Source organism: Streptomyces sp. KR55, assembly GCF_052245645.1.
In the GTDB taxonomy this organism is placed as follows: Bacteria; Actinomycetota; Actinomycetes; order Streptomycetales; family Streptomycetaceae; genus Streptomyces; species Streptomyces flavusporus.
Map to the genome: position 1 here is coordinate 1 of NZ_JBQQCE010000081.1, position 26936 is coordinate 26936.

A 26936-nucleotide genomic window follows, 5' to 3' on the forward strand; every position below is an offset into this window, starting at 1 on the left:
CGGCATGACCGCGAACGCCGACCACGTCGGTGCATTGAACATCCTCAACAGGGCCGGGCTGGCCCTCTGCGACGCTGCTTAGGCGGCGACGCAGGAAGCCCGCGCGTTCACGCGTGGGTGGAGTCACCTCCACCCCCATCGGCAAGATCAAGGCCGTGGTCGAGTTCGTACGGCAGGACGGTGTCCTGACCGGAACCGCCCACGGGGCAGGGGAGGAAGTCCCGCTCAGCGACATCACCCTCGACGGCGACCGGCTTACCTGGAAGCAGGCCATCACCAAGCCCATGCGGCTGAACCTGGCCTTTGCCGTGACGGTCGACGGCGACACGCTGACCGGCACCTCCAAGGCCGGACGCCTTCCGGCCTCGAAGGTCACCGGCGAGCGCCGCACCGCCTGAGCGGCCACAGAGCACTGACCGTGACGAAACTGCTTCCCTGCATGTGCCGGCCGCCATTGTGGCCATCGGCCCGGTCACCGTCGCCGCGAGCATGTTCCCCCCCGGCCTTGCGCCGCGCCGACAGCGCCTGCCGGGTCGCCATGATGGGCTGTTACCGGCCTACGGGGTCTCCTTCGGCGTTGTCGTCCTGCGTGCGCAGCATCGCGTGGCCGCCGTGGTTCAAGGGCGTGCCGAGCTTCAAGTGGATGGCTTCGCGGGTCGTTCGGGCGTCGAAGACGTGGATCTCGCCGTGACCGCCGCGGGTGACCGCGAGCCAGTCCGTGCCTGGTGAGGCGGCCACCGCGCGGCGTTGGACGCCCTCCCAGGGGGTGCCTCCGCGACGGGGAGCGCTGTCCATGGCGGGTAGCGGGACGCGGCGAACGGTGTCGTCTGCGTCCAGCAGGATCAGTTCGTCGCCGTCCGGGTGGATGCGGGTGAACGCGGTGTGGTCCTTGGCGAGGGCCAGCCGGAACACCAGCCCCGGGCCCAGGTCGGTCAGGGTCGTGCGGTCCGTTTCCAGGTCGTGGCGCCACGCCTGGTTGGTCCACTCCGGCCAGCGCAGCGGGTTTGCGGGGCCGCCCCGCAGGGTCGACCACAGCGTCCGTCGCCGCGGGTCCAGCCGCAGGTACCAGCCCCGAGCGGGCGAATCCCACGGGATCACCGACTCCGCAACGAGTGCGTCGCCCTCGCGGCGCGCCCGGTGCACCCCTTCGCCGGTGGCCGCGAAGACACGGCCGCAGGACGGGTCTTGGGCGTCTCCATGTCCGTCGTCCGGCAGGGGGAGGTGTGCGTGGGGCGTGACCGGCGGGCAGCCGGGAGGTGCGCCGAGCAGGTCGGCGAAGCGGTGGACAGCCAGGGCGCCGGGTTCCCGGTGACGCAGGACGACCAGGGGGTCGCCGTCGCTGAGCACCGTCACCCCTGGCTCGCCCACGCGCGTACGCATCCGGGCCGCGTCCTTCGTGGCCAGGTCGACGACCGTCAGCAGATCCGACCACGGTTGGCCGTTCTTGCCCAGGCCTGTCGTGACGGCCACCCATCGGCCGGACGGGTCGCAGGCGAGGTGCTCGGCCGGTACGGCGACGGGAACCGCGACCTCCACCAGCTCGCGACCGAAGGGGTCGAGCACGAGCAGCTCGCCCCTGCGGTCGTCGACGCACGCCGTCCGCCCGCCCGGCAGTGCCAGGAAGCCGGCGTGCTCGGAGAGGTGACGGCCGGTGAGACGGTGCGTTTCGATGCCGTCCGGCACGGTCAGCACGTGGACGGATCCCCCGACGTGGTCGGAGACGAGCAGCAGCGGGCCGGCGTTCATCGAGAGCCTCCAGTAAAAGGGGATCAGATGAAAACGATTATCATGTATTGTCGATGCGTTCCGGGACCGAGAGAAGAAGCGAGGGGCATCGATGCTGCGCTCACCGTCGAGATTCGTCCGAGGCTGGATCACCGCAGCGCTGGTGGGTTCGGCGCTGGTCGGGTGCGGCGCGTCCACCGAACCGGCGAGCGAACAGGCAGCCGCGGCCGGCCCGAAGACCGACGTCGCGGTGGAACCCATCAAGGCGACACGGGAGTTGACCGACGCGAACGGCGTCAAGGTCTCCCTGAAGGAGGAACCGCAGCGCATCGTCTGCCTGTTCGCGCTGTGCGACGACATCCTGACCGAGCTGGGCATCGTCCCCACGGCCACGAACAGCGCACTCCTCGCCCACCCGGACTTCCTGGGGGAGGAGAAGGCGAAGGAGGTCGACATCATCCCGGGCGGGTTCATCGCTCCCGAGGTGGAGGCGATCCTCTCCCACAAGCCCGATCTCGTGATCGGTCTCGAGGACACGCACGGCAAGCTCGCCCCGGCCCTGAAGGACGCCACCACGTTCTGGCCCATGCAGCCCGAGACGTGGCAGGACAGCGTGGGGTACCTGCGCGATGTCGCCGCGCTCACCGGCCGTACCGCCGAGGGGGAGAAGGCCGAGAAGACCTTCCGGACCAAGCTCGCCGAGGCCGAGAAGAACAAGAGCGACAAGACCGCGCTCATCATCTACGGCAGCGACGAGAACTTCGGCGTCGCCACCCCGGGGACGGACGTGGCCGCCGGACTGTTCCCGAAGCTGGCCGACTATCCCTGGAAGTCCCGGGGCGTGGAGGGGAGTTACAGCCTGGAGGAGATCCTCGCGCGCGACGTGGACGTGCTGTTCGTCGAGACGATCGCCTTCGGCGAGCCGGACGGCACGCTGTCGGAGAAGCTGGCGAAGAACCCGCTGTGGGAGAAGATCCCGGCCGTGAAGAACGGGGACGTCCACGAGGTGAACTCCGAGGTGTGGGCCAAGGGGCGCGGCACCCGCTCGCTGGGCATCATTCTCGACGAGGCCACGGCCGCGCTGCGGTGAGCGCACCCACCGCGACGGAACGTGCGGTAGGTGAGGCGACCTCGGGCGGGCGGTTTTCCCGGTCCGGTAGGGCGTGGCAACTCGCTGTGATCATCGGGCTGTTGGTCGTGGCGTCCGCCTGCGCGCTGAGCCTGGGCACGCCGTACGTCCCGTTGCATCGGCTGCCCGGTGCGCTGCTGGAGGCGGACACCACGCTCGCCGGGGTCGTCGTCACCGAACTCCGCGTGCCCCGGCTGGTCCTGGCGCTGGTCGCCGGGGCCTGTCTGGGCGCGGCGGGGCTCGTGCTGCAGGAGGCGCTGCGCAACCCCCTGGCCGTCCCCGAGATGCTGGGCGTGTCGTCCGGGGCTGCACTCGGCGTGGCCGCGCCGCTGGTGCTGGCCGTGTCCATCCCCGCCGCCGTCCAGCCCCTGCTGGCCATCGGCGGGGCCGCGCTCGGCGGCGGGCTCACGCTGCTCGCCGCCGGGCTGGGGCGCAGCCCGTCCGCCGTTCTGCTCACCGGTGCCGCGGTCGCCGCCGCGTTGCAGGCCGCGCTGCTGGTACTCATGGTGATGGCCGATCAGCTCGACCTCCAGCTGATCTACCGGTATCTGCTCGGCTCGCTGTCCGCCCGTACCTGGGACGATGTCACCGGGCTGTGGCCCTGGCTGCTCGTCGCGGTGCCCGCGCTGGTGCTGTGCGCGCCGGTGCTGTCGGTGCTGCGGCTGGGAGACGAGGACGCCGAGGCGCTGGGTGTGCGTGCGCAGCGGGCCCGGTTCGCCGCGCTGGCCATCGCCGTCGTGCTGATCGCGCCCGTGACGGCCGTGTGCGGGCCGGTGGCGTGGGTCGGGTTCCTCGCCCCGCACCTGGCGCGGCGGCTCAACCCCGGTGCCGACGCGGTGCGTTGGCTGCCCTGGTCGGCTGCGTGGGGAGCTGTGGTGGTGGCCGTCGCCGACCTGCCGGCCCGGCTCGCGCTGGCCCCCGTGGAGACACCGGCCGGGGCCTGGACGGCCCTCCTCGGCGTGCCCGCCGGCATCGCCCTGCTCCGGACGGCTCATCGGAAGCCGAGGGCTTCGCGACGAGCAGCGGGGACCGGCACAGCTCGCTCGAAGCCGCGGGGGACCGGGCCCGAAGCGGTACCGACGGCGGCGGAGGAGGCCCGGTGAGCCGGCGTTTCGGGGCGCTCGCCGCACTCGTCGCCGTATGTGCCTGCGTGGAGCTGCTGGCCGGGCGGGGCATGTCCCCAGCCGTCGTCTGGGACGTCCTCGGCGGCGGTGGTGACGCGACGGAACGGCACATCCTGTTCCAACTCCGGCTGCCCCGGCTGCTGGTGGCTCTCGGAGCGGGGGCATGCCTGGGCGTGGCGGGTCTGGTCCTCCAGTCCGCCCTGCGCAATCCCCTCGCCGGGCCCGAGGTCACGGGTGTGACGCCGGGCGCGGTGCTCGGGGCCGTCAGCGCGACGGGTCTCGGGCTGGCGGGGTGGGAATCGCCCTTCGCCGTGGTCGCCGCCGCGTGCGTGGGCGGGTGTGCCGGGGCCGGGCTGCTGTGGCTGCTCGCCGGGCGCGGTGGGGGAGATCCCGCGCAGACCGCCGTGCACGGGGTGCTCGTGTCGGCGGTGCTCGGCGGGCTCACCGCCATGGTGCTGCTCGTCGCGCCGGGTGAGCTGGGCAGCGTCGTGCAGTGGCTCGTCGGCACGACGGAGGGCCGAGTGTGGCAGCACTGGCACCTGCTGTGGCCGTGGGCCTTGGCGTGGGGCGCTGCGGCGTGGCTGCTGGCCGGGCCGCTGACCCTGCTGCGCTGCGGCGACGACATCGCCGGCGCAGCCGGGCTGTCCGCCGCGCGGGCCCGGACGCTTGCCCTGGTGTGCGCGGTGGCGCTGACCGCGGGTGCGGTGGCCGCTGTGGGGGCGCTGGGTTTCGTCGGGCTGCTCGTACCGCACCTCGCGCTGGCCGTGTTCGGTGCGGACCTGCGGACGACGCTGCCCGGTGCCGCCCTCGTAGGGGCTGCCGTGGTGTGCGGGGCGGACGCGGCGGCGCAGCTGATGTCGCGGCTGCTGGCGGTCGCGCTGGACTCCGGGCGGCTCACGCTGCCGGTCGGGGCGCTCACCACGTGTGTGGGTGCCGCGCTGTTGCTGGTCGTCGTACGCCGCTCCCCGAGCCGAACATTCTGATGTCGACGAAGGATAGAGCATGACCGAACCCGTGGGGATCCGCGTCGAGGGAGTCCACTTCGGCTACCCCGGCCGACCCGTGCTGCGCGGTGTCGACGTGACCGTCGAACCGGGCGAGCTGACCGCGCTCATCGGCCTCAACGGCTGCGGCAAGTCGACCCTGTTGCGGCTGGCCGCCGGTCTGTTGCGGCCGGACGAGGGGCGCGTCCTGCTCGGCGGGGACGACCTGGCCCGGCTCTCCCGGCGCACCACCGCCCGACGCGTCGCGCTGCTGCACCAGTCGGCCCCGGCGGTGCCCGGTATGACGGTGCGTCACCTGGTGCGGCAGGGGCGGTACGCGGCGCGCGGCCCTCTCGGCATGCTGCGCGAGGGGGACGACCCGGTCGTACGGCGTGCGTTGCGCGACGTCGGTGTGGAGCAGTGGGCCGAGCGTGACGTCGACGCGCTGTCCGGGGGCGAGCGGCAGCGGGTCCGGCTCGCGATGGCGCTCGCTCAGGACACCCGCGTGCTCCTGCTCGACGAGCCGACCACCTACCTGGACCTGCACCACCAACTCGACGTGCTGCAGACCGTGGTGCGACTGCGCGAGGAGCGCGGCCTCACCGTCGTGATGGTGCTGCACGACCTGGCCCACGCCGCCCGGTTCGCCGAACGGATCGTCGCGCTGCGGGACGGCCGCGTGGTGGCCGACGGGACACCGAAGGAGGTCGTCACGCCCGGGCTGCTCGCGGATGTCCTCAAGGTGGCGGGCCGGGTCGGCCGGGATCCCGAGGGCGGCTGGCCGGTGTGTTACCCGGATCACCCCCTCACAGGGGTGGAATATGAAAATCATATTCATTAAGTTGGTGTCTGCGGTGCTCAACCGAACGCCGTACCTCCCTTGTGATGAAGGAGAGTTCATGGACAACGAGCAGGTCTTCGCGCCGATCGCCGACCCCGGTCAGCTGGCTCACGACTCCGCCTCCCACTCCAACGCGCTCGTCGAGAACCCCTTCGACGACACCGAGGAGTAAGCGAGGGGCCAGCACCCTCGAACCGTGGGCCCGCCCGTCGCTTGGCGGGCGGGCCCGCGCCCTTCCCAGGCACCTTCCCGACAGGAGAACTGACGTGTCGCGCAGCCAGCTCGCATCCGGTGTGGAGGTCGTCGCCGTGCCCGGGAAGGGCCTCGCCGTACGGACGGCCGACGGGGAGTTCCTCAGTGTGCGGACGGGCGACACGGACGCCAGTGGCCTGCTCTCCCGGCTCTCCGGCTCCGCCACCGACGAGCCGGACGCCGAACTCGACAGGCTGCTGGGGGCTTTCGAAAAGGCTGGATACATGACGGAAGGTCCGCAGCGAGCGGACTGGCCTGCCGAGCGCCGGGACATCCGGCTGCTGGGCGATGCCGGGCTGACCGAGCCGCTGGCCGCGCTCCTGCGGGCCTGTGGCGCCGAGCCGCAGTTCGCGACTCCTGACGACCTGGCCGGTGCCCCGGCCGACAGGGAACCCGCCGCTGTCGTGTGGTGTCTCGACGGACCCGTTCCCGAAGGGCTGTGGGACACGGCGGACCGGCTGCCGCAGCGCGGTATCGCCTGGCTGCGCTGCCACCGCGAGGGCTGGCAGGCGTACGTCGAGCCGCTCGCGGCCACCCCAGAAGACGTCACCTCGGCGCATGTCCGTGCCCGTCGGCTCGCTGCCACGCCCGCGCACCGGGAGCTGGCCGCCTACTGGAGCGGGCCCCGCACATCCGGTGCGCCCGTTCACCGCACCGCTCCCGCGGCCGGGTTGCTCGTCGCTCTGCTCGCCGACGATCTCACCCGGTGGGCCACCGACACCGCCGACACCGGCGGGCTGCCCGCCCGGCGCCGGCTCCGGCGCGTCGACCTGCGCACGCTGACCGTCACCGAGCACCCCGTCCTGCCTGTCCCCGACGTCGCCGCGATGCCTGGGACCGCCGGATGACGCCGCTCACCGTGGCCGTCGAGGGTCTCGCCACCGACGTCCAACTCCCGGACGGCGACGGAGCCTTCCCCGCCGTCCTCATCCGCACGCCCTACGACCGACGGCGGCACCGGGCGGAGCTGCGCGGCTGGGCCCGGCGCGGGTTCGCCGCACTGGTCCAGGACGTGCGCGGGCGCCACGCGTCGCCGGGGGAGTGGCATCCGTACGAGAACGAGGCCGCCGACGGAGCGACGGCCGCCCGCTGGATCCGCCGACAGACCTGGAGCAACGGGCGCATCGTGGCGGTCGGCGCCTCCTACGCCGCCCACTGCGCACTCGCCCTCGCACTCGACGCGCCCGAGGACGCCCGCCCGGACGCCGTCATCGCCGCCGTCCCGGTGCTGGGCCCGGCCGAGACGGCTCGCGAACCCTCGGGTGTGGAACGGCTGTCGGCGCGCGCCGGATGGTGGGCAGCCCATGGTGACCGGCGCGACTCCGACGAGGACGCCCTGGAGAAGGCTCTCGCCGCGGACCCCGGCCTGCTCGCCCACCTGCCGCTGATCGACCTCCCTGTCCGGCTCGGCCGGAGCCTCCCTTCCTGGCCCGGCCTGTGGGGGCACCGCGAGCGTGGCCGACTCCGCGCGCGGGCGCGGCATGCCGGGATGCCTCTGCTCGCCGTGGGCGGCCACCACGACCACTTCACCGAGGACACCGTCACACTTTGGCGCAGCTGGGGCGGACCCTCGGCGCGGCTGCTGATGGGCCCCTGGGGGCACGGCCTCGTCGCCGCGCCCGGGCCCGACGCCCGGCCCGCACACCGGGTGAGCCTCGGCGAGCTCTACGCGCGCTGGGCCCGCCTCGCCCTCGCGGGAGACCTCGCGTGCGGGCACCGTGGCGCGGTCGGGCTCGGCGGCAGCCCGCTGTGGGTGCCCGCAGACGTGGAGGGCGAGCCGCGCACCGAGAACGTACGGTTGCTGCACGGCTCCTCCTTCACGGCCGATCCTGAACGCCCCCTGGCGTCACAGCAGTTGACCGTCCCTACGGACGGCACCCCCGACCGCTGCCTGCTCGTCACCCCGCCGCTGCCGCGCCCGCTGGACGTTGTCGGCGCCGCCGAGGTGCGGCTGCGTGCCACCGCCGACACGCCGTCCGCGGACTGGGCCGTCCACCTCGTCGCGCTCAGCCCCGAGGGGGCAGCCGAGCGGCTCGCCGTCGGCGTCGTCCGGCGCGAGGATCCCCCTGGGCCTGCCGCCGAGTTCACCGTAGGGCTCGGCCGGCTCGCACGGCGGCTGCCCGCGGGCACCCGACTCCGCCTGGAGATCGCCGGGCACCACTTCCCGGCCCACGCCCGCAACCCGCACACCGGCGACGACCCGGTCACGGCCACGCGGCTGCTCGCCTCCCGACGCGAGGTCGACCCCTGGCACGTGGCGCTCCGGCTGCCCGTGCTCCGTACCCGTCCCATGCCCACCGATCCCGTACAGGAGATCCTGCGATGACGGCGCTGCCGCTGGAAGCCCTGGTCGACCCCGTCTGCGGCATCGTCCGCAAGGTCAAGCCCGTCGAGCACCCCGTGGGCGCGCCACCCCGCTACACCGCGCTCACCGCCGAGATAGCCGACGCCCGCAGGCTCGGCCTGTGGCCCGCCGACCGGGTGTCGCTCGGCACCACCTTCGGCGACCCCGAGGGCGCCCGGATCGCCGCCATAGCGGAGGGAATCGAGCGGTACTGCGGCAACCGCGTGCCGCCCCCCGGCCACCCCGAGGCGCCGCTGCGCGCCACGGCCGCCGAGCTGACGGGGAAGGGCCTGCGGCTGTACGGTCCGGACGAGCTGCCGGCCTACGCCGACTGGCAGTACGGCCGCGAGAAGTTCCCCTACCGCCCCCTCACCCCCGACACCCCGGCCCTGTGGACGCGCGGCGAGGAACACCTGCCCGGCGGGGAGAGAGCCGAGGTCCGGGCACCCGTCGCGCTCACCCACCTCAACTGGCGCCAGGGCGAGCTGCGTTCGCTGCCCCGCACCCACCACCTCAACTACGCGGGCATCGCCACCGGACAGGGCTTCGACGACGCCGTCGAACGCGGACTGCTGGAGATCGTCGAGCGTGACGCGCTCGAACTGTGGTGGCACCTCGACGGCCCGACCCGCGGTATCGACCCGGCCAGCGTGCCCGGCCTCACCGACGACCTCGCCGGATCCGGGCTCGACGTTCACCTCGCCGAGATGCCCTCGGAGTTCGCCCCCTGCATGGCCGCACTCGTCCACGACTCCCGGCTGGGCCTGTACGCCGCCGGGTTCGCCTGCAAGTACGACCCGGCCGAGGCCGCCCGCAAGGCCGTGCTCGAAGCCGTCCACACCTGGGTCTTCACCCAGGGCCTCACCGACCCCGACGGCTGGGTGTTCCAGGCCGTCGAGGCCGGGCTGCTCGCCCGCGGCCTCTACCTGGACCATCGCGAGGACCGGCGCTACCTCGACGCCTGCGGCGAACACTTCCAGCACGTACGGGACCTGGGCGCGCACGTCCAGGTGTGGCTGGACGAGCGCATGGCACCCGAGGCCCGGCGGTTCACCGAGCCCGCGCACGGCACCGTACCCATCGAGGCGGTGGAGCCCGGCAGCCGGGAGCGGCTGGACCACGCGCTGCACCACGGCGGCCACCGCATCATGACGTTCGACCTGACCACCGAGGACGTGGCCGAAACGCCGCTGCGCGTCGCCCGTGTCCTCGTATCCGGCCTCCTCCCCAACGCCCCGGCGGCCTTCGGCTACTTCGGCTGCCCGCGCCTCGCCGACGCCGCCGTCGCCCGCGGCTGGCGCACGACCGCGCCGCGCGCACCGGAGGACTTCACGCTGGCTCCTCCACCCCACATGTGAGGACGGCCTCGTGGATCTCGTCACCGCCCTCGCACGCGCCCGTTCCCCCGAGAAGCCCGGACCGGACACGCCCGCCGGACCCGCCGTCCGTCCCTGGCCGGGCCCGCCGCGCCCCCTGCCCGAAGCGGACCCCCGGGAGCTGGACCTGGATCGGCTGCTCCGGTTCTCCCTGGCGGCCTCGGACCGCGCCGGACGGCTGCGGCCCGCCCCGTCCGCGGGCGCGCTGCACCCGGTGGACGCCCGGCTCGTCGTGGGCACCGGCTGCCCGCTGCCGCCCGGACGCTACGGCTACGACCCGCTGCGCCACCGCGTGCACCTCATCGACCCGGAACCCGACGGCGCGCTGCCCGGGGCGACCGTCGAGCTCTCCGTCACCCCGCAGCGCACGATCTCGCATTACGGTCACCGTGCCTGGCCGCTGCTCCTGCTGGACATCGGGCACGCCGCAGGGGCGCTGTGGCTCGCGGCGCGGGCACTGGGCGTGGGGGCCGTGACAGTACGCCTGGACGGGGGCAAGGAAGACCCCTTGCCGCACTGCACTTCGCGCCGCCCGGGGAGGCGCGACGGGGTCCCGCGGCTCAGAGGGCGCGACGGGTTTCCGGGGGCCAGGGGACACGACGGGGTCCCGCGGCCCAGGAGGGGCGCGGCATGCACGCGGCCGTGCGCGCGCGCCGGATTCTCCAGACCGAGGGACCGGGTGTGGTTCCCCAGCCTGAGAGGACATACGAGGTCGTCCCGCCCGAGAGGACACACCAGGTCGTCCCACCCGAGGGGGCATACCGGGTCCTCCAATCCGAGGTGGGACACCGGATCGCGGACGTGCCCACGCCCGGCGAGCTGCTGGCCCGCCGCAGCGCCCGGCCACCGTTGCGGGGCGCCCCGCCCCGGGACACCCTGCGGGCGGTGCTCGCCACCGCCATCGAGGCGAGCGCCGGTGCACTCGCCTGGTGCGTGGCCATGGGCGAACCGCAGCCCGAACTCGCCGGTCTGGCGCCCGACGGCACACTGCGGCGTCTCGCCGTGGGAGAGGCCCGGCCGGCACTCGCCGCCTGGGCCGCGGGCCAGGCATGGCTCGCGGACGCGGGCGCCGTGCTGCTCGGGTACGGCTGCCCGGCGGACGCCGAAGCCCCGCAGATCCGCCGATCCCACCTGCGCGCCGGCTTCGCGGTCCACCTGGCCCACGTGTCCGCGTGCCGACACGGCCTGGCCGCCCGCCCCGTGGGCTCCTGGCAGCAGGCCGACCTCGGCGCCGCGCTCGGCACCCCGCCGGGCCGGGACTGGATCGTCCACGGCCTGGCCCTCGGCACCACCCACTCCGAAGAGGGGACCTCGTGATCGTCCACCCCGAGCTGCGCCGCGCCGCACGCCACGCACGGCGCCCCCTGCTCGCGGCCACTCTCCTGCAGGGGGTCGTCACCCTCACCCACCTCGCGCAGGCCGTACTGCTGGCCGTCGCCCTCGCCGACGTGGCCAGAGGCGACACGGACCGGCTCCCGCTGCTCCTCGGGGCGGTGCTCGGCGTCGTCGCCGCCCGCGCCGGGCTCGGCTACGGGCAGCGGCGCACCGCCACCCGCGCCGGAGCACAGGTCAGGGTGCACCTGCGCGACGAACTCCTCGCCCACCTCGGACGGCTCGGACCCGCACATCTGACCACCGCGCGCGCCGGAGCCGTCCGCACCACCCTCGTCGACGGGGTCGAGGGCGTCGACGCCTACGTCTCCCGCTACCTGCCCCAGCTCCTCATCACCCTCACCGTCCCGCCCCTGCTGCTCGTCGCCCTGGCCGCCGTCGAACCGGCCGCCCTCCTCGGCCTCGTCCCGGCCCTGCTGCTCGCCCTGTTCGGGCCGCGTGCCTGGGACCGGCTGCTGGCCAGGCGCGGCAAGGAACACTGGGACACCTACGAGGGACTGGGTGCCGACTACCTGGAGGCCCTCCAGGGCATGCCCGCACTCCGGGCCGCGGGCGCCGTCGGGCGCACCCGGGTGCGGCTGGAGAAACGCTCGGCGGAGCTGCACCGGGCCACCGTCGCCAAGCTCCGCGTGTCGCTCGTCGACACCGGGCTCACCGACCTGGCCATCCAGGGCGGCACCGCGGTCGCCGCGCTGCTCGCCTGCTGGTCGGCCGTCACCGGATCCACCACGGCGACCGGCACCTATCTGGTGCTCCTCCTGGCCTCCGAGTGCTTCCGCCCCGTACGGGACCTGTCCCGCGAGTGGCACGCCGGGTACTTGGGCGTGTCGGCCGCGGACGGGCTCCGGACACTGCGCACCGCCGAACCCGCCGTGCCCGACACCGGAACGGTACGGGCTCACTGGCCGGTCCCGCCCCAAGTGCATTTCGAGAACGTGGAGTTCTGCTACGACGGCGCCGAGGCGCCCGCGCTCCGCGGCGTCACCTTCACCGCCGAGGCAGGGCGCACCACCGCGATCGTCGGCCCTTCGGGCGCCGGCAAGTCCACGCTGCTCGCCCTGCTCCTGCGCCATCGCGACCCGCAGCAGGGCCGGATCACCCTCGACGGCCGGGATGTGAGCACGTACGCGCTCGACTCGCTGCGGCAGGGCATCGCCGTCGTCTCCCAGGAGACGTACCTCTTCCACGCCACCATCGCCGACAACCTGCGCCTGGCCCGGCCCGATGCCACGGACGACGACCTGATACGCGTGGCACGGACCGCCGGCGTCCACGACGAGATCGCCGCCCTCCCCGACGGTTACGCCACCCTCCTCGGCGAACGGGGCGCCACCCTGTCCGGCGGGCAGCGCCAGCGTCTCGCCCTCGCCCGGGCCCTGCTGGCCGACGCTCCGGTGCTCGTCCTCGACGAGGCGACGAGTGCGGTCGACGAACGCCGCGAGGAGGACATCGTCCGGCAACTCCTGGCCGCCGCGGGCGGCCGGACGGTCCTGGTGGTCGCCCACCGGCTCGCCGCCGTCCGGCACGCCGACCGCATCGTGGTACTCGACGGCGGACGCGTGGACGCCGTCGGCGAGCACACCGCCCTCGTCGAAGCCGGGGGCGTCTACGCCGAGCTCGTCAAGGCGGGCCACACGTACGAAGGAGGGCTTGCCGCATGAGCAGCACCACCGGCGCCGACGTAATGCCGGGCAGCACCGCCGACGCGGCAGATCCCGCACGGGGCTCACTGCGCGCCCTGCTGCCCGCCCTTGCCGGGCACCGGCTCATCATGGCCCGCACCTGCGCCGCCGCACTCCTCGAACAGGGCTCCCTGGTCGCGCTGTTGACGCTGGCCGCGCACACCGTCGGCACCGCGGTCATCGAGGACCGTGCCCCCTCGACCGGCACGGTCACCGCTCTGATCGCCCTCGTCCTCATACGCGCCCTGATGACCTGGCGCGAGATGGACCTCTCCCACGACCTGGCGTACCGGGTGCTGGCAGAACTGCGCGTGCGGATCTTCGACGGACTCGCCCGCAGCGCACCCGCCCGCGTGGCCGGCCGGCGCAGCGGTGATCTGGCCGCCACCGCGATGGCCGACGTGGAGGCACTGGAGTTCTTCTACGCCCACACCACGGCCCAACTCCTGGCATCCGGCGTGGTGTTCACCGGCGGAGCCGCGGCACTGGCCACGGTGGAGCCATGGCTGCTGGTCGCGGTGCTGCCGGTCGCCGCACTCCTTGCCGTGGCACCCTTCGCCGACGCACGCGGACGCGCCGCGCGCGGGGCCCGCACCCGGGCGGCCGCCGCGAAGCTCTCCGCCGACAGCGTGGAGACCGTCGACGGGCTGCGCGAACTGCTCGCCTTCGGCGGGCTGACCGAGCGGCGCGGCCGTCTCGCCGAGCAGGGCCGGAGGGTGGGCGAGGCCCAGCGGGCCGAGGCCACCTGGGAGGCCATGGCCGCCGCCGTCCGCGACGCCCTGATCGTGCTCGCGGTCCTCGGCGTGGTGGCCGCCGCAGCACAGTCCGTGACCTCGGGGCGGCTGCACGGCGCGTGGGCCCCGGCGGCGATGGCACTCGCGCTGTCGGTGCTGGGCCCGGTCGCCGAGTCGGCCAGGGCACTGAGCCAGGCCGTGGGCCTGCGCGCCGCGGCCGCCCGCGTCGACGCGGCGCTGAAGGCCCCCGCTCTCGCCCCGCCGCCCGTCTCACCCCGCCCGCTTCCCCCGGGCCCCCTGGGCATCCGGCTGCACCAGGTGAGCTTCCACTACGGGGGCCGCCCCGTGCTGGACGGAGTCGACCTGACGGTTCCCGCAGGCCAGACCCTCGCCCTGGTCGGGGTATCGGGGGCCGGCAAATCGACCTGCGCCCACCTGCTGGCCCGCTTCTGGGACCCGACCGAAGGCGCCGTCCACCTCATACCCCGCGACGGCGACCCCCTCGACCTGCGCGACGTGGCCGACGCCGAACTGCGCCGTGCCATTGCCGTCGTCGGCCAGGACACCCCCCTCTTCCACGGCACCCTCGCCGACAACCTGCGCCTCGCCGCACCGGACGCCGACGACGACCTCCTGACCGAAACGGCCCGGCTGTGCGGCGTCGACCGGATCGCCCCCATGAACACCCTCGTCGGAGAGCGCGGCGCCACCCTCTCCGGCGGCCAGCGCGCCCGGATCGCCCTCGCTCGTGCCTTGCTGGCCGATCCCCGGATCCTCGTACTGGACGAGACCACCGCCCACCTGGACAACGCCGGTGACGCCCAACTCGCCGCCGCGCTCGCCCAGGGCAACCGCACCACCATCGTCATCGCCCACCGCCCCGCGACCATCCGCCGCGCCGACCGCATCGCTGTCCTCGAATCCGGCCGCATCGCGGAGCAGGGCACCTGGGACGACCTCACAGCCCGCTCCGAGGGGCCGCTCAACCGCGTACTGGCCGTCACGCCCTCCTGAACTCGATGCACGGCCGTGGCCGTGCCGGGCAGCATCCGACGGAGTTTCTGGTCTGCCCCGCCATGGGCACAGCGACCGGTTCAGTCGGCGTCGGGGAGGGGCCGGCTCTCTCCCTGAGCGACTTCGATTCCGGCATGCGAGCCCGCGGCGGCGTTGCTCCCTCGGGCCCACTGTGCCAGACCCGCGGCGGCGCTCAGCCGCTCTTCGACAGCCTCATGCGTACTCCGGCCGGCTACTGGTCGCGCGCGTGTGGGACGGTGAACCGTCGTCGCCGAGAACCTTGCCGACGTGCAGTCGGGCACCGGGGGCGACGCCCTTCTCCTTGCCGTCGGCGGCGGCGCCGCCGACGACGATCGTGGAGGCGACATGGGTGCCGTGACCGTTACGGTCCACGACGCCCTCGTCGGGAACGAAGCTGCGCGAGGAGGCGACGACGCCACTCGCGAGGTCGGGGTGTTCGGTGTCGTAGCCGGTGTCGAGGACGGCCACGTCGACGCCCTGGCCGGTGTTACCGCCCTTCCACACCTCGGGGGCACCGATCTGGGCCACGCTCGACGCCAGATCGGCAGTGACCTTGGCATCCAGCCAGACCTTTTGGACGCCGCCGTTGAGGGCCGGTGCCTCCGATGCGGCCTTCGCGATGCCGGACTTCGCGCCGGCCGGGCTGGTGAGGTCGGCCCAGAAGCGGGCGGCCGCGCCGTGGCTTTCCCTCAGTGCGGTGCTGTTGATGCTGGTCAGTGACCGCGCACCGGTGGCACCCTCCGGCAGGGAGGACAGGTCCTTCCTGCGCAGGGAGTCCGAGGGGTAGCTCAGGATGAGGGGCAGCCCTTGCGAGCGGGAGCCGTCGTAGCCGTGGGCGACGAGCCGGGTGACGTTGAACAGTGCCTCGTCGACGAGGCCGGCGGCGACGTGCTGTTCGGCTGCCGCTGGAAAGACATAGACGTCGCCGTCCTGGGTGGTGATGCGTGCGTCTGCACGGCCCCCGTTCGCGCCCGCCACGGACACGGTGGTGGGGCCGGAGCCGCTGGGGGTGACGGTGACGCGGTCACCGGTGATCAGGGTGACGGTCCGCGGGGTGGAACCGAGGGAACCACCGTCGGGTATGACCGCACCGGCGGGCGGGGAGACGCTGCTACTGGCTGCTGCCGGGGAGCAACCGTCAGCAACGCCGTTACCGCCGCAAGAAGGGACAGGCGCTGCCGGGCTGGTACGTGGGAGTCTTACATGTCTCACATGAATCCTTGGCCAGATCAGAAACCGTTGGTCACAACCTGCTGGCGAAAATACCAACGGTGCATTCACCCATGGATCACATGGTCTTGACCAGACACGCAAAGCAGACATCGCATGTTCACCCTTGTCGGCGATGCTGTGTGCGACTCCGTGAACACCCCGACCGGCACGGGAACCGGCGGATCGCCAGCGGATTCTGGTAGCCCATCAGCAGCAGTACCACCGACCGGGCTGTTAAGGCCTGTCTCGCGCGGTGCGGCCACGCCTGCGTCGCCCGGCGTCGAACTTGGCTGGAAATCGTCGGTACCGCCCGGACCCGCTGTCCATCGCCGCCCGGCGCGTAACGGCCGGGCGCCACCACCGACGCCCCCTGCCCAGGGCCGGGAAGACGGGAACGACCACACGTCACGGTGTACAGGGTTCTCCCCTCAACCAGCAGATCAGCAACGGAACTTGACCTTGCACCGGCGGTGCCCCGCCGTGTCGGCCGCCGGCATCTGCCCCGAATCGAAGTCCGGATCACCTCGTCCGTCTGGCGTCGGGCCTGCTGAACCGTGTGACACGGTCTCGACCGTGATGGTCCCGTCAGCCCTGTATCGCGCTGCCCGCGCACGGCTGATGGGCTTGCCGATGGACGTACTACCGCGCGCAGTTGACCGACTTTCGGACATTGATCTCCGCACTCGTGACAGTGGGAACAGCACGCTGACACTATCTGCACAGTGTTCGAGTCAGCTCCGGGGGAGAAGCGGCTCCGACGCAGCCATTGCCCCACCCGACGTCACATGCGACCACTCGTAAGGAGCCCAGGAGTGTCGAGCACCGTCCGCTTCAGCCGATCCATGTCATCGGCATCCCGCCCGCCCAAGCGCAGACGCGCCATGGCGACTGCGACCGTCACCATGGCCACGCTCATCGCGTCCGTTCTGCCCCTCGCGTCCGCGAGCGCACAGGACGAGCCACAGGGGACCGTGGCGTCCCCCGTGTCCGGTGCGCGCCTGGTCCCCCTCTCCCCCACGCAGCACAGCCAACTGCTCAAGGCAGCGGCCGGCACGAGCGCCGGTATGGCTCAGTCTCTGAATCTGGGTGACCAGGAGAAGTTGATACCGAAAGACGTCATCAAGGACGCCGACGGCACTGTTCACACGCGCTATGAGCGCACTTTCGCCGGTCTGCCCGTACTGGGAGGCGACCTGGTGGTGCACCAGCGGGCCGACGCCCGGACGGTCACCAAGGCGTCCGACGCTAGGCTCACGGTTCCGACGACCAAGCCCACCGTCACGACCGCGACAGCACGGGAGTCGGCCCTGGACATCGCCGCTCAAGAGAAGACCCGCAAGGCCGCGGTGGACCGGGCGCCGCGCCTGGTGGTCTGGATGGCGACCAACAGTCCGGCCCTGGCATGGGAGACCGTCGTCACGGGGGTCCAGAAGGATGGCACACCCAGCCGACTGCAGGTGGTGACCGACGCGAAGACGGGCAAGCAGCTCTCGAGCGTGGAGCAGATCCACTCGGGTACGGGCGCCGGCCAACACAACGGCACTGTGCAGATCGACTCGATCCACAACGGCGACGTCTTCGACATGGTGGACGCCGCCCGCGGCAACCACGGGACGTACGACTACGACGACCGCCGGATCATGACGGACGACGACGACGTCTGGGGCGACGGCACGCCGTCCAACCGCCAGACGGCCGCCGTGGACGCGGCCTATGGCGCCCAGCAGACCTGGGACTTCTTCCACTCCCGCTACGGCCGCGACGGCATTGCGGGCGACGGCGTCGGAGCGCGCTCCTTCGTGCACGTCGGCGACGGATACGTCAACGCGTTCTGGGACGACGAGTGCTTCTGCATGAACTACGGTGACGGCGTCGACAACGCCCGGCCGCTCACGTCGCTGGACATCGTCGGCCACGAGATGACTCACGGCATCACCTCGGCCACCGCGGGACTGATCTACCAAGGCGAGTCCGGCGCGCTGAACGAGGCCACCAGCGACATCATGGGTACGGCCCTGGAATTCTTCACCGACAACCGCAAGGACGTGCCGGACTACCTGCTCGCCGAGAAGGCCGACATCTTCGGCACCGGCAAGCCGCTGCGGTACATGGACCAGCCGTCCAAGGACGACAACGGCCTTGAGGCTTCGCAGGACTACTGGACCACCGGCACCAAGTACCTGGACGTGCACCAGAGCTCGGGCGTGGCAAACCACTTTTTCTACCTGCTCGCCGAGGGAAGCGGTAAGAAGACGGTCAACGGCGTCCGCTACAACAGCCCGACCTTCGACGGCAAGCGGGTCTCTGGAATCGGACTCAAGTCGGCCACGGACATCTGGTACCGCGCGCTGACCGTCTACATGACCAGCACGACGGACTTCGCCCGTGCGCGTGCCGCCACGCTCCAGGCCGCGGCCGACCTGTACGGGGCGGGCAGCAAGAAGCACGAGGCAGTCGGCAACGCCTGGGCCGCCGTCAACGTCGGCCACCGTTACGTCCACCACATCGCGGTCAACACCACGAACCCGCGGAACGTGGCGACCGGCCAGCAGGTCAACTGGCAGGTCGAGGCGCAGAGTTCCCGTCCCGGCGCCCTGAGGTACTCGGCCAAGGGTCTGCCGAACGGTCTGTCCATCGATGCGAGCACCGGCCTGGTCTCCGGAACTGCGGTGAAGGGCGGCGACTTCAAGTTCGCCGTCACCGTCAAGGACGCCGCGGGCAACCGCCGGACGGTCTGGTACGAGTGGACCGTCCTCGCCTCCGGCGGCGACTTCTTCGTCAACCCGGGCCGGTACGACATCCCGAACTGGGCAGTGATCGAGAGCCCGATCACCGTCAGCGGCCGCGAGGGCATGGCTCCGGCCGACCTCAAGGTGAGTGTGGACCTCTACGCCACCGGCACCGGCTTCTATGTGATCGACCTGGTCAGCGAGGACGGCCGGGTCGTCCCGGTGAAGCCCTGGTCGTGGGACGACCCCGCCTGGGTTCCGGAGCTGCACCAGACGTACACCGTCGACGCCTCCGCGATCCCGGCCAACGGCACCTGGAAGCTGCGGGTCAGGGACAACACTCCCGGCATCTTCATCGTGCCCCCGGGGTACCTCGACAACTGGAGCCTGACCTTCTGAGTGAGTTCCCGGCCCTCCCCGTTCGGTTCCGGTGCCCGGTCCAACGGGCACCGCACAGGGGCTGACGCAATCGCGGCCTCACGACACGGCATCCGCTGTGTCGTGAGGCCGTACGTCCACGACGGCTCCTGGGTGTCAGGTGGGGCGTCTCGTGCCGTATCAGTTCACGGGTGGCGGTGCACGGCTCGCTGACCATCGGCACACTCTCCTCCAGCAGGCTGGTCGCCTTGCCCGCACTCTTCGCGGAGTACGACGCGGAGCACCCCGGCATCCGCCTGCGGCACGTGCTGGTGATCTGCCGGATGCCCTCCACGTCGGACATTCCCACGCGGCCTGCTGGTCGAAGCGGGCTTCTCGGTCTCGTCCGGGCGGGACAGGGCCCACTTCTGCAGCAGGTCCAGCAGCTCGCGGCCGGTGTGAACATCGCCAGCATCGGGGCTAGTTCGTGTGTCGGGCAGTCGGGCAGCATGAGTTCGCTCCGGATGATCTGGCTGAATGCGGCTATCGCCCCCCGTGCGGGTCCACGGGCTGCGGACACCGGTCGGCCCCGCTTCTCCCGGCAGGCCGACGTCGGCGTAAGTGAGGTCCATGCCGGTCTCAGCGCTCAAGACCTCCACGATCAGGCGCGGCACAGGGTCGCGTGGACCGAGCCCCTCAGCCACGCCCGTACCCAGCTCTCGTCTGTCGCCAGCCCGGTGATGCCCTGTGCGGCGTCCCGCTCAGTGATCAGGCGGGCTAAGCGGTTGTTCGTCAGGCCGCACCGGCCACGACATCCTCGTGGAACAGCGCCTCGTCCCCGACCCGGACAGAGCCCCCCGGTGTGTACGGGGTGGGGCACACCAGGCGCCCCGGAGGAATGCCGCGGCGTATGGGACTTCCTGCGGCTGCGGACCCAGTCCCTGGCATGGGCCCTGGAGGAGGTGACCGCCGGCCGTCCTGCTGCCGTGGCCCACGTGGTGGACGGGCCGACAGAACTCGTCGGCCGCACGCTGTGCCTGCTCGGCGACGGAAGCGCGTACGACGGGACCCTTGGCAGCCCCCGCGAGGACCAAGCGGTCGCCGCTCCGACCCGTGCCCACCTCAGAGCCGGCCGTACCGGACTCATCGAAATCGGCGGGGACTCCGACACCTGCCCCGAGCACCTCTCTGTCCTCGTCCACGTCAGCGCGCCCCGCCCCCACATGCTGATCTTCGGTGCGGTGGATTTGCCCGCCGCTCTCCAGCCAGGCCGGAGCGTTCCTCGGCTACCACCTCACGGTCTGCGACGCCCGCCCCGTCTTCGCCACCCCCGCCCGCTTCCCGCACGCCGACGAAGCCGTCACCAACTGGCCCCACCGCTACCTGGAACACACCGAAATCGACGCCCGCACGGCGGTCTGCGTCCTCACCCACGACGCCAAGTTCGACATCCCCCTGCTGAGCCGAGCGCTCCAACTCCGCGTCGCCTACGTGGGGCCCGTGTCAGGGACGAGGTGTACGCGCTGCATGTCAACCGGTGCGTCGTGTTCGTGGTGCGCCGGATGCGGGTGATCGACATGGAGCGGCGGGTTGCCGCGGCCCGACGCCGGGCCGCGGCGACGATCAGACGTGCCTGGGTGGAACTGATGAAGCGCCTCGGCTACGAAAGGTTTGTCGCACAGGGCGGCGACTGGGGGGCGATCGTCGTCGACCTGATGGCCCTGGAGGCGCCCCCGGAGCTGGCCGGCATACACACCGATATGGCCGCGGCGGTGCCACCCGACATTCATACGGCGGTCCAGAGGGGTGACCCGCTGCCGTCGGGGCTGTCGCCGGAGGAGAAGCGCGCGTGTGAGCAACTGCTCTTCTTCTACAAGCACATCGGGTACGCGCAGATGATGGGGGACCGGCCGCAGAGCATGACCGGCCTGGTGGATTCGCCGGTCGGTCTGGCGGCGTTCACGCTCGACGATGACGCGGCCAGCCTGGAGCTGAGCTGCCGGGTCTTCGACGGCCGGTCCGAGGGGCTGACGCGCGACGACATCCTCGACAACATCACGCACTTCTGGTTGACGAAGACCGGGGTCTCCGCGGCACGCGTCTACTGGAGAACAAGCTCCCGTTCTTCGCCGTCAAGGGTGTCACCATCCCGGTGGCCGTGAGCGTCTTCCCCGACGAGCTCTACCAGGCCCCCTCGCAGCTGGGTGGAGCAGGCGTATTCCAACCTCGTCCACTACAACAGGCTGGACGTCGGCGGCCACTTCGCCGCATGGGAACAGCCCATGCCCTCACCGAAGAAGTCCGCGCGGGTTTCCGGTCACTGCGACAGAAGAGCAAGTAGGAGCCCCTGCCACGGCGAGTGCGGGGAACGCCTCCATCCAGTCCTCGACGACGAGCAGCCGGCTGCTCGTCGCGGGGACGGGCACCTCCACCTGCCCCAGCGGCGGCGACATGGGCCGGGTGCCGGCGGTTCATTGCGGGGTGAGCCGTTGGCGGATGTCGTCGAAGTGCCGGTGCATGGCGGCTTCGGCCTCCGCGGCGTTTCCGGCGCGGACGGCTTCGACGATTCTTCCGTGCATGCGGGCGAGTTCCTCGCCGTCGGCGGTGGTGCCCAGGCCTTGGGCGCGGACCTGGTGGAAGGCGTGCCAGAACGCGTCCAGGAGTTCGCTCAGCAGTTCATTGCCCAGGGATCGGTGCAGGGTGCGGTGGAAGGCGCGGTCGGTCTGGGAGGCGATCCCTCCCGCCTCACATACTTCGGTGTGCATTTTGCCGACCAGCGCGTCGAGTTCCTCGAGATTTTCGGCCGGCAGCCGGCCGGCGAGCCGGTGCATGAGCCCTGCCTCGAGTGCCTCGCGCATCTGCAGGAGCTCGAGGAGGCTGTCCTGGCCGCGGCGGTGTCCGACGACGGTGCGGAACGCCATGGCATTGGTCAGCGGTTCGAGCGACATGGTGCCGACGTAGGTGCCGAAGCCGCGCCGAATCTCGATGATGCACATGGCCTGGAGCGACTTGAGCGCCTCCCGCAGGGAGTTCCGGCTGACGCCGAAGCGCTCCATCAGCTCGGTCTCGGTGGGGAGCGGGTCGCCGGGGCCGAGGCCCTGTTCGACGATCAGTTCCTTGATCTTCTCCTAGGCGTCGGCAGCGACCGACCGCATGTCCCGTCCTCCCTGCCCTTGACTTTCCCTCATGGTCATGTCTCACTCTAACGGACGTAGGACATCCTACGTCCTATGCACTGTCCTGGGTCCGTCCCGGACACAGCAGCACGACCTGGAGCACCGCATGTCCCTTCGCACGCCCCTGCGCGGCGTCATCCCCCCGGTCATTACGCCCCTGACCCCGCAGGGCGAGGTCGACGTCCCCTCGGTCCGCCGCCTCACCGAGCACCTGATCGACTCCGGGGTGCACGGTGTGTTCCTGCTGGGCTCGAGTGGTGAGGCGGCCTACCTCACGGACGCGCAGCGGCTGACCGCGCTGGAGGCGGCCGTGGACACGGCGGCGGGCCGCGTCCCCGTGCTGGCCGGAGTCATCGACACCACCACCGCCCGTGTCCTGGACCAGGCCGCCGACGCCGTCAAGGCGGGTGCCGACGCACTCGTGGCCACGGCGCCGTTCTACACGCGCACCCATCCGGTCGAGATCGCCGACCACTTCCGGCGCATCCGCTCCGGCGCCGACCTGCCGCTGTTCGCCTACGACATCCCGGTCGCCGTGCACACCAAGCTGCCCCGCGAGGTCGTGCTCGGTCTCGCCGCCGACGGCACGCTCGCCGGGCTGAAGGACTCCAGCGGCGACGAGGGCTCGCTGCGCCGCCTGCTCGTCGAACTGCGACGGCGCACCGACGGCTTCTCGGTGCTCACCGGTTCCGAACTCACCGTCGACGGCGCGCTGCTGGCGGGTGCCGACGGGGTCGTGCCCGGTCTCGGCAACGTCGACGCCCGCGGCTACGTACGGCTCTACGAGGCCGCCGTGGCCGGCGACTGGAGTGCCGCGAAGGCCGAACAGGACCGGCTGGCGGCTCTGTTCTCGCTCACCGATGTGGGCGACCCGGCCCGGATGGGCCCCAGTTCCTCCGCGCTCGGCGCCTTCAAGGCCGCGGCCCACCTGCTGGGCCTCATCGACTGCGCGGCCACGGCCGCCCCGCAGGTACCGCTCGACGAGGCGGCCACGGCCCTGGTCCGTACCCGCCTGCAGGAGGCCGGACTGCGGTGAGCCGAGGGCCGGGCCCACCCGCCCGGCCCTTTGCCCGGCCCGGCTTTCGCCCCTCTGCGGCCCCGCCCGCCGCCCCCCTTCACCGACGCGCGTCCTTCTCACCCGCATTGGATCCGTCATGTCATCTGCGCGCACCACCCCGCCACCCCTGCCCTGGTACCGGGAGATCACCCGGGAGAAGTGGAAGTCGTTCTTCGCGGCCTGGATCGGCTACCTCCTGGACGGCTTCGACTTCGTCCTGATCACCCTGGTGCTGACCGAGATAGCCGACGACTTCGGACTGTCGACCGTGGAGTCCGCGAGCCTGGTCTCCGGCGCCTTCATCACCCGCTGGCTCGGCGGTGCCGTGCTGGGCGCGCTCGGTGACCGCTTCGGCCGCAAGAGCGCCATGGTGGTCAGTATCCTGCTGTACTCCATCGGCACGTTCGCCTGCGGCTTCGCCTGGGACTACACCAGCCTGTTCACCGCCCGCCTGCTCATCGGCATGGGCATGGCCGGGGAGTACAGCGCCAGCGCCACCTATGTCCTGGAGAGCTGGCCGACCCGGTTGCGCAACCGCGCCTCCGGCTTCCTCATCTCCGGCTTCTCCCTGGGCGGCGTCCTGGCGGCCGAGGTGTACGAGCAGGTGGTGCCCGCCCACGGCTGGCGCTGGCTGTTCTACATCGGGCTGTTCCCCGTCGTGGTCGCGCTGTGGGTGCGGCGCTCGCTGCCCGAGGCCGACGACTGGGAGGACCGGGTGGGCGCCACCGGGGAGCGGCCCAACCCGTTCCGTCCGCTGTTCACCGGCCGGCGCCGGGCGTGGACCAACACGGTGCTTGCGATGGCAGCCACCGCGTCGCTGTTCGCGGTCTTCACCCCGCTCGGCGCGGGCGCGGTGCCCGTGCTCTCCGTCGTGGCGGCGGGCTGTCTGATCGCGTTCGCGGTGCAGCTGGGCGGGCGCAAGCGGTGGCTGCTGTTCGTCGCCCTGTGCGTCACCGTCTTCTGCGCCTTCCTCTACAGCTGGCCGGTCCAGGCCCTGCTGCCCACCTACCTCAAGACCGAGCTGGGATTCACTCCCGAGCAGGTCAGTGACGCCCTCTACTACGCCGGGTTCGGCACGATGGCCGGCTGCATCATCGCCGGCTTCATCGGCGACCGGTTCGGCACCCGCACCGCGTACGCGTGCACCCTGCTGGTCGGCATCGCCTTCGTCTTCCCGGTCTTCGCGATCAAGGACAGCCTTGTCGGCCTCGGCGTCCTGCTCTTCCTGATGCTCGCCTGCATGCAGGGCATCTCCGGGCTGCTGCCCAAGTACATCGCCGGGCACTTCCCGACCGAGACCAGGGCCGCCTCCCTCGGCTTCACCTACAACGTGGGCGCGCTGGGCGGTGCCGTCGCCCCGGTGCTCGGCGCCAAGCTCGCCTCGACCATGCCCCTGGGCCAGTCGCTCTCGGTGCTCACCTTCTCGCTGACCGTGGTGGTGATCCTGCTGATCGGCTTCAACGTGCCCGCCCGCCTCAACCGCCTCATCGACCCCGACACCGTCCCCGACTACCTCCTCACCGACGTGGCCGAGCCCGCCGGCAGGCCGAAGGCCGGCGACATCTCCCACGCCTGACGCCTCGACACGACGGTGCCGGCCCCACGGCGGGGCCGGCACCGTCACCGCACCGACGACCGCCGCAGCGGCCGGGCTCCATCGCGTATCGCGCCAAGAGAGCGGCGTGGTGGGCGGCTTGGAGTCGCTATGAGACTGGTCACATGACATCTCATTGACGATCAAGCGGAGTGGCCGCAATCTATAAAACGTTTCCAACGGCCGTAGACGTTTACGGACATTCCCGTCACCAGGCGTCAAGAGGTAAGCGGGTGACACGGATCGCCGGCGGTGGCCAACCGACCATCGTCTCGATCGCGGAGCGGGTCGGCGTCTCCATCGCCTCGGTGTCCCGGGTCCTCAACGGTCTCGGAGGCCGCCGTGACACGGTCGCGAAGGTGGAGCGCGCAGCGCTGGAACTCGGCTATGTGCCCAACGCGGTGGCCCGCTCCCTCAAGGGCGGCAGGACCCGGCAGCTCACCTTCGCGATGCCCGATATCGGCAACCCCGTGTACGTCGCGATGGTCCGCGCCATCCAGGCCGTCGCCAAGACGGAGGGTTACCGGCTGCTCCTGCACTCCACCGACGCGGTGGTCGACGACGAACTGGCCGTGCTGCGCAGCCTGGGGGACCGCGCGGTCCCGGGGCACTGGGAGGGCGACCTCATCATCGGCACCGGCCGGTCCGCGATCGGCACGCTCGTGGAGCGCACGACACGGTTCACCATGCTGCTGCACCTGCCGCGGATGGACGGCTACGGCGTCGAGCCACGGGTGAAGAACGGCCCGGCGCTGGCCGGCCGCGGCGCCGAGGCCGTGAAAGACGCGATCGCCGACACGATCACCACGCTGCCCGAGCAGCTGCGCCGTTCGCTGACCTGGGACCGCGGCAAGGAGCTGGCCCAGCATGCCCAACTCCGCATCGACACCGGGCTGCAGGTCTACTTCGCCGACCCGCACAGCCCCTGGCAGCGGGGCACGAACGAGAACACCAACGGACTGCTGCGCCAGTACTTCCCCAAGGGCACAGACCTGTCGCGATGGGAGGCCGGTGAGCTCGAGGCCGTTGCCCTCGCACTCAACAACAGGCCCCGCAAAACCCTCGGTTGGAAGACACCCGCCGAAGCCCTGAACGAACATCTACTATCCGTCCAGGAAGCCGGTGTTGCGACGACCGGTTGAGTCCGGGTTGCAAACCTGGATCCGAGTGGTGGGTCAACTCGCCTCGCTGGGGCGGGATGCCGGCGCGGTCGCGCTGCCACAGCGCCATCTCCAGGGCACCCAGCACGAGGTCGGTGTGCTTGGTGGTGGCGGCGGATCAGCCGACGATGCGGCGGGAGAAGGTGTCCACGACGAAAGCGACGTAGACGGTGCCGGCCAGGCCGCCACATGCGTGAAGTCGGCGACCCAGGTGCGATGGGGAGCGTCGGCCACGAAGTCGCGGTCGACCAGGTCGGGGGCCCGCTCGGCGGACGGATCCGCCACGGTGGTGACCACCTTCTTGCCGCGGACCGCACCTTTGAGGCCCAGCTCGCGCATGAGCCGCTCGACGGTGCAGCGGGCCATCTGGTGGCCCTGCCGGTTCAGCTCCCGCCAGATCTTTCTGGCGCCATGGACACGGTAGTTGGCCTCGAACACCTCCTTGATCACGGCCTTCAGCTCCTCGTCGCGAACCTGACGGGCGGGCGGGGAAGCCTGGCGTTGCTTGTGGGCGTAGTAGGTGGAGGGGGCGATGCTGCAGTCGTGCTCGGACAGCACACGGCAGATCGGCTCGACACCGCCGAAGCTCCCGGTACTCGTCGATGAACGCTACGAGCGCAGATGTGGCCGGTCGAGCTCGGCGATGCTCCTATGTCAAGCAGCCAAGCTCATGGGCGTTGGGGGTAGCGGGTTGAGGGGTTGGCCGAGGTCGGCTTGGTCGGCGAGCAAGGCTCGGTAGCCGCGGTCGGAGATGCGACGCCGCAGCAGTCGCAGGGCCTCCGTCTCGGTCGTCCTGATCCCCAGCTTGGCGGCGACCGCCTTCATCGCGGACCACTCGGTGTCGTACTCAGGCCGCACCTCGGCGACCATGCGAACCGCACGCTTGCGCAGCTCAAGAGGGCAAGGGCAATGCCGCGTAGTTAGCGTGTGACGCGATCCGTCAAATCGCCTGTGGGGGCGGCGTGTTGTGGAGGCATGGAGACGGGACCTCGGGTATGGCAGGTAGTCGACCAAGATCTATCTGCTGTGCGAGG

At 71.6% G+C, this 26936-nt stretch carries 24 protein-coding genes; 18 read left to right on the forward strand and 6 right to left on the reverse strand.

Features of this window, described 5'->3' with window-relative positions; translation table 11 throughout:
• Nucleotides 1–113 precede the first annotated feature (113 nt).
• Entirely contained in the window at nucleotides 114–398 is a 285-nt protein-coding gene (locus ACTWQJ_RS14570; RefSeq protein ID WP_443307055.1) for a hypothetical protein, read from the forward strand.
• Nucleotides 399–549: 151 nt separating this feature from the next.
• On the opposite strand, the gene ACTWQJ_RS14575 is transcribed toward ACTWQJ_RS14570, so the two are convergent.
• Nucleotides 550–1746, reverse strand: a complete 1197-nt coding sequence (locus ACTWQJ_RS14575) for a hypothetical protein (RefSeq protein ID WP_443307056.1) — start codon at nucleotides 1744–1746, stop codon at nucleotides 550–552.
• A 91-nt stretch (nucleotides 1747–1837) separates the two neighbouring features.
• Between ACTWQJ_RS14575 and ACTWQJ_RS14580 the strand changes: the two genes are divergently transcribed.
• From ACTWQJ_RS14580 to ACTWQJ_RS14615, 8 genes are all read left to right on the forward strand, one after another.
• The gene (locus ACTWQJ_RS14580; protein WP_443307057.1) at nucleotides 1838–2815 is read left to right on the forward strand and encodes an ABC transporter substrate-binding protein; all 978 of its coding nucleotides are present in this window, start codon (nucleotides 1838–1840) and stop codon (nucleotides 2813–2815) included.
• A 101-nt stretch (nucleotides 2816–2916) separates the two neighbouring features.
• A complete protein-coding gene (locus ACTWQJ_RS14585; protein WP_443307058.1) occupies nucleotides 2917–3957 on the forward strand; it encodes a FecCD family ABC transporter permease in 1041 nt (346 codons plus the stop codon).
• A complete protein-coding gene (locus tag ACTWQJ_RS14590) occupies nucleotides 3954–4961 on the forward strand; it encodes a FecCD family ABC transporter permease (RefSeq protein WP_443307059.1) in 1008 nt (335 codons plus the stop codon). The genes ACTWQJ_RS14585 and ACTWQJ_RS14590 overlap by 4 nt, the downstream gene beginning before the upstream one ends.
• A 19-nt stretch (nucleotides 4962–4980) precedes the next feature.
• The gene (locus ACTWQJ_RS14595; RefSeq protein WP_443307060.1) at nucleotides 4981–5802 is read left to right on the forward strand and encodes an ABC transporter ATP-binding protein; all 822 of its coding nucleotides are present in this window, start codon (nucleotides 4981–4983) and stop codon (nucleotides 5800–5802) included.
• A gap of 58 nt (nucleotides 5803–5860) precedes the next feature.
• Complete coding sequence (gene amiA, locus ACTWQJ_RS14600; RefSeq protein ID WP_240661371.1) at nucleotides 5861–5974, forward strand: streptamidine family RiPP; 114 nt, start codon at nucleotides 5861–5863, stop codon at nucleotides 5972–5974.
• 94 nt (nucleotides 5975–6068) lie between these two features.
• Entirely contained in the window at nucleotides 6069–6902 is an 834-nt protein-coding gene (locus ACTWQJ_RS14605) for a hypothetical protein (protein WP_443307061.1), read from the forward strand.
• Entirely contained in the window at nucleotides 6899–8380 is a 1482-nt protein-coding gene (locus ACTWQJ_RS14610) for a CocE/NonD family hydrolase (RefSeq protein WP_443307062.1), read from the forward strand. Before ACTWQJ_RS14605 ends, ACTWQJ_RS14610 begins: the two co-directional genes overlap by 4 nt.
• Complete coding sequence (locus ACTWQJ_RS14615; protein ID WP_443307063.1) at nucleotides 8377–9756, forward strand: YcaO-like family protein; 1380 nt, start codon at nucleotides 8377–8379, stop codon at nucleotides 9754–9756. Before ACTWQJ_RS14610 ends, ACTWQJ_RS14615 begins: the two co-directional genes overlap by 4 nt.
• Here ACTWQJ_RS14615 and ACTWQJ_RS14620 read toward each other — a convergent pair.
• Nucleotides 9728–10153 (reverse strand): hypothetical protein, encoded by a 426-nt coding sequence (locus ACTWQJ_RS14620; RefSeq protein ID WP_443307064.1) that lies wholly within the window; start codon nucleotides 10151–10153, stop codon nucleotides 9728–9730. The genes ACTWQJ_RS14615 and ACTWQJ_RS14620 overlap by 29 nt on opposite strands.
• A gap of 251 nt (nucleotides 10154–10404) precedes the next feature.
• On the opposite strand from ACTWQJ_RS14620, the gene ACTWQJ_RS14625 reads away from it, so the two are divergent.
• The 3 genes from ACTWQJ_RS14625 to ACTWQJ_RS14635 are packed head-to-tail and all read left to right on the forward strand — an operon-like array spanning nucleotide 10405 to nucleotide 14596.
• Nucleotides 10405–11091, forward strand: coding sequence for a hypothetical protein (locus ACTWQJ_RS14625; RefSeq protein ID WP_443307065.1), 687 nt, complete (start codon nucleotides 10405–10407; stop codon nucleotides 11089–11091).
• On the forward strand, nucleotides 11088–12827 hold the full coding sequence (locus ACTWQJ_RS14630) for an ABC transporter ATP-binding protein/permease (RefSeq protein ID WP_443307066.1): 1740 nt from the start codon (nucleotides 11088–11090) through the stop codon (nucleotides 12825–12827). Before ACTWQJ_RS14625 ends, ACTWQJ_RS14630 begins: the two co-directional genes overlap by 4 nt.
• Nucleotides 12824–14596, forward strand: coding sequence for an ABC transporter ATP-binding protein (locus tag ACTWQJ_RS14635; protein WP_443307067.1), 1773 nt, complete (start codon nucleotides 12824–12826; stop codon nucleotides 14594–14596). Before ACTWQJ_RS14630 ends, ACTWQJ_RS14635 begins: the two co-directional genes overlap by 4 nt.
• Nucleotides 14597–14809: 213 nt before the next feature.
• Here the strand turns inward: ACTWQJ_RS14635 and ACTWQJ_RS14640 are convergent, their stop codons facing one another.
• A complete protein-coding gene (locus ACTWQJ_RS14640) occupies nucleotides 14810–15595 on the reverse strand; it encodes a S8 family serine peptidase (protein ID WP_443307068.1) in 786 nt (261 codons plus the stop codon).
• A 1115-nt stretch (nucleotides 15596–16710) separates the two neighbouring features.
• Here ACTWQJ_RS14640 and ACTWQJ_RS14645 point away from each other — a divergent pair.
• The 3 genes from ACTWQJ_RS14645 to ACTWQJ_RS14655 all read left to right on the forward strand — a co-directional run bounded on the left by ACTWQJ_RS14645 (nucleotide 16711) and on the right by ACTWQJ_RS14655 (nucleotide 21077).
• The gene (locus ACTWQJ_RS14645) at nucleotides 16711–18957 is read left to right on the forward strand and encodes a M4 family metallopeptidase (protein WP_443307069.1); all 2247 of its coding nucleotides are present in this window, start codon (nucleotides 16711–16713) and stop codon (nucleotides 18955–18957) included.
• Nucleotides 18958–20151: 1194 nt separating this feature from the next.
• Nucleotides 20152–20487 carry an XdhC family protein gene (locus ACTWQJ_RS14650; RefSeq protein WP_443307070.1) on the forward strand — a complete coding sequence of 112 codons (336 nt, stop codon included), beginning with the start codon at nucleotides 20152–20154 and terminating at the stop codon, nucleotides 20485–20487.
• Nucleotides 20478–21077, forward strand: coding sequence for a hypothetical protein (locus ACTWQJ_RS14655; protein ID WP_443307071.1), 600 nt, complete (start codon nucleotides 20478–20480; stop codon nucleotides 21075–21077). Before ACTWQJ_RS14650 ends, ACTWQJ_RS14655 begins: the two co-directional genes overlap by 10 nt.
• A gap of 309 nt (nucleotides 21078–21386) precedes the next feature.
• Here the strand turns inward: ACTWQJ_RS14655 and ACTWQJ_RS14660 are convergent, their stop codons facing one another.
• Nucleotides 21387–22037 carry a FadR/GntR family transcriptional regulator gene (locus ACTWQJ_RS14660; protein ID WP_443307077.1) on the reverse strand — a complete coding sequence of 217 codons (651 nt, stop codon included), beginning with the start codon at nucleotides 22035–22037 and terminating at the stop codon, nucleotides 21387–21389.
• Nucleotides 22038–22197: 160 nt separating this feature from the next.
• On the opposite strand from ACTWQJ_RS14660, the gene ACTWQJ_RS14665 reads away from it, so the two are divergent.
• The 3 genes from ACTWQJ_RS14665 (at nucleotide 22198) to ACTWQJ_RS14675 (ending at nucleotide 25884) form a co-directional block, all read left to right on the forward strand.
• The gene (locus ACTWQJ_RS14665) at nucleotides 22198–23127 is read left to right on the forward strand and encodes a dihydrodipicolinate synthase family protein (protein WP_443307072.1); all 930 of its coding nucleotides are present in this window, start codon (nucleotides 22198–22200) and stop codon (nucleotides 23125–23127) included.
• A 118-nt stretch (nucleotides 23128–23245) separates the two neighbouring features.
• A complete protein-coding gene (locus ACTWQJ_RS14670) occupies nucleotides 23246–24724 on the forward strand; it encodes a sialate:H+ symport family MFS transporter (protein WP_443307073.1) in 1479 nt (492 codons plus the stop codon).
• Between the two features lie 251 nt (nucleotides 24725–24975).
• A complete protein-coding gene (locus ACTWQJ_RS14675) occupies nucleotides 24976–25884 on the forward strand; it encodes an IS30 family transposase (RefSeq protein ID WP_443307074.1) in 909 nt (302 codons plus the stop codon).
• A gap of 33 nt (nucleotides 25885–25917) precedes the next feature.
• Here ACTWQJ_RS14675 and ACTWQJ_RS14680 read toward each other — a convergent pair whose 3' ends face one another.
• Together ACTWQJ_RS14680 and ACTWQJ_RS14685 are read right to left on the reverse strand one after the other, a co-directional pair.
• Nucleotides 25918–26460 (reverse strand): IS3 family transposase, encoded by a 543-nt coding sequence (locus ACTWQJ_RS14680; RefSeq protein WP_443307075.1) that lies wholly within the window; start codon nucleotides 26458–26460, stop codon nucleotides 25918–25920.
• A gap of 96 nt (nucleotides 26461–26556) precedes the next feature.
• Nucleotides 26557–26760, reverse strand: a complete 204-nt coding sequence (locus tag ACTWQJ_RS14685; RefSeq protein ID WP_443307076.1) for a hypothetical protein — start codon at nucleotides 26758–26760, stop codon at nucleotides 26557–26559.
• Nucleotides 26761–26936 lie beyond the last annotated feature (176 nt).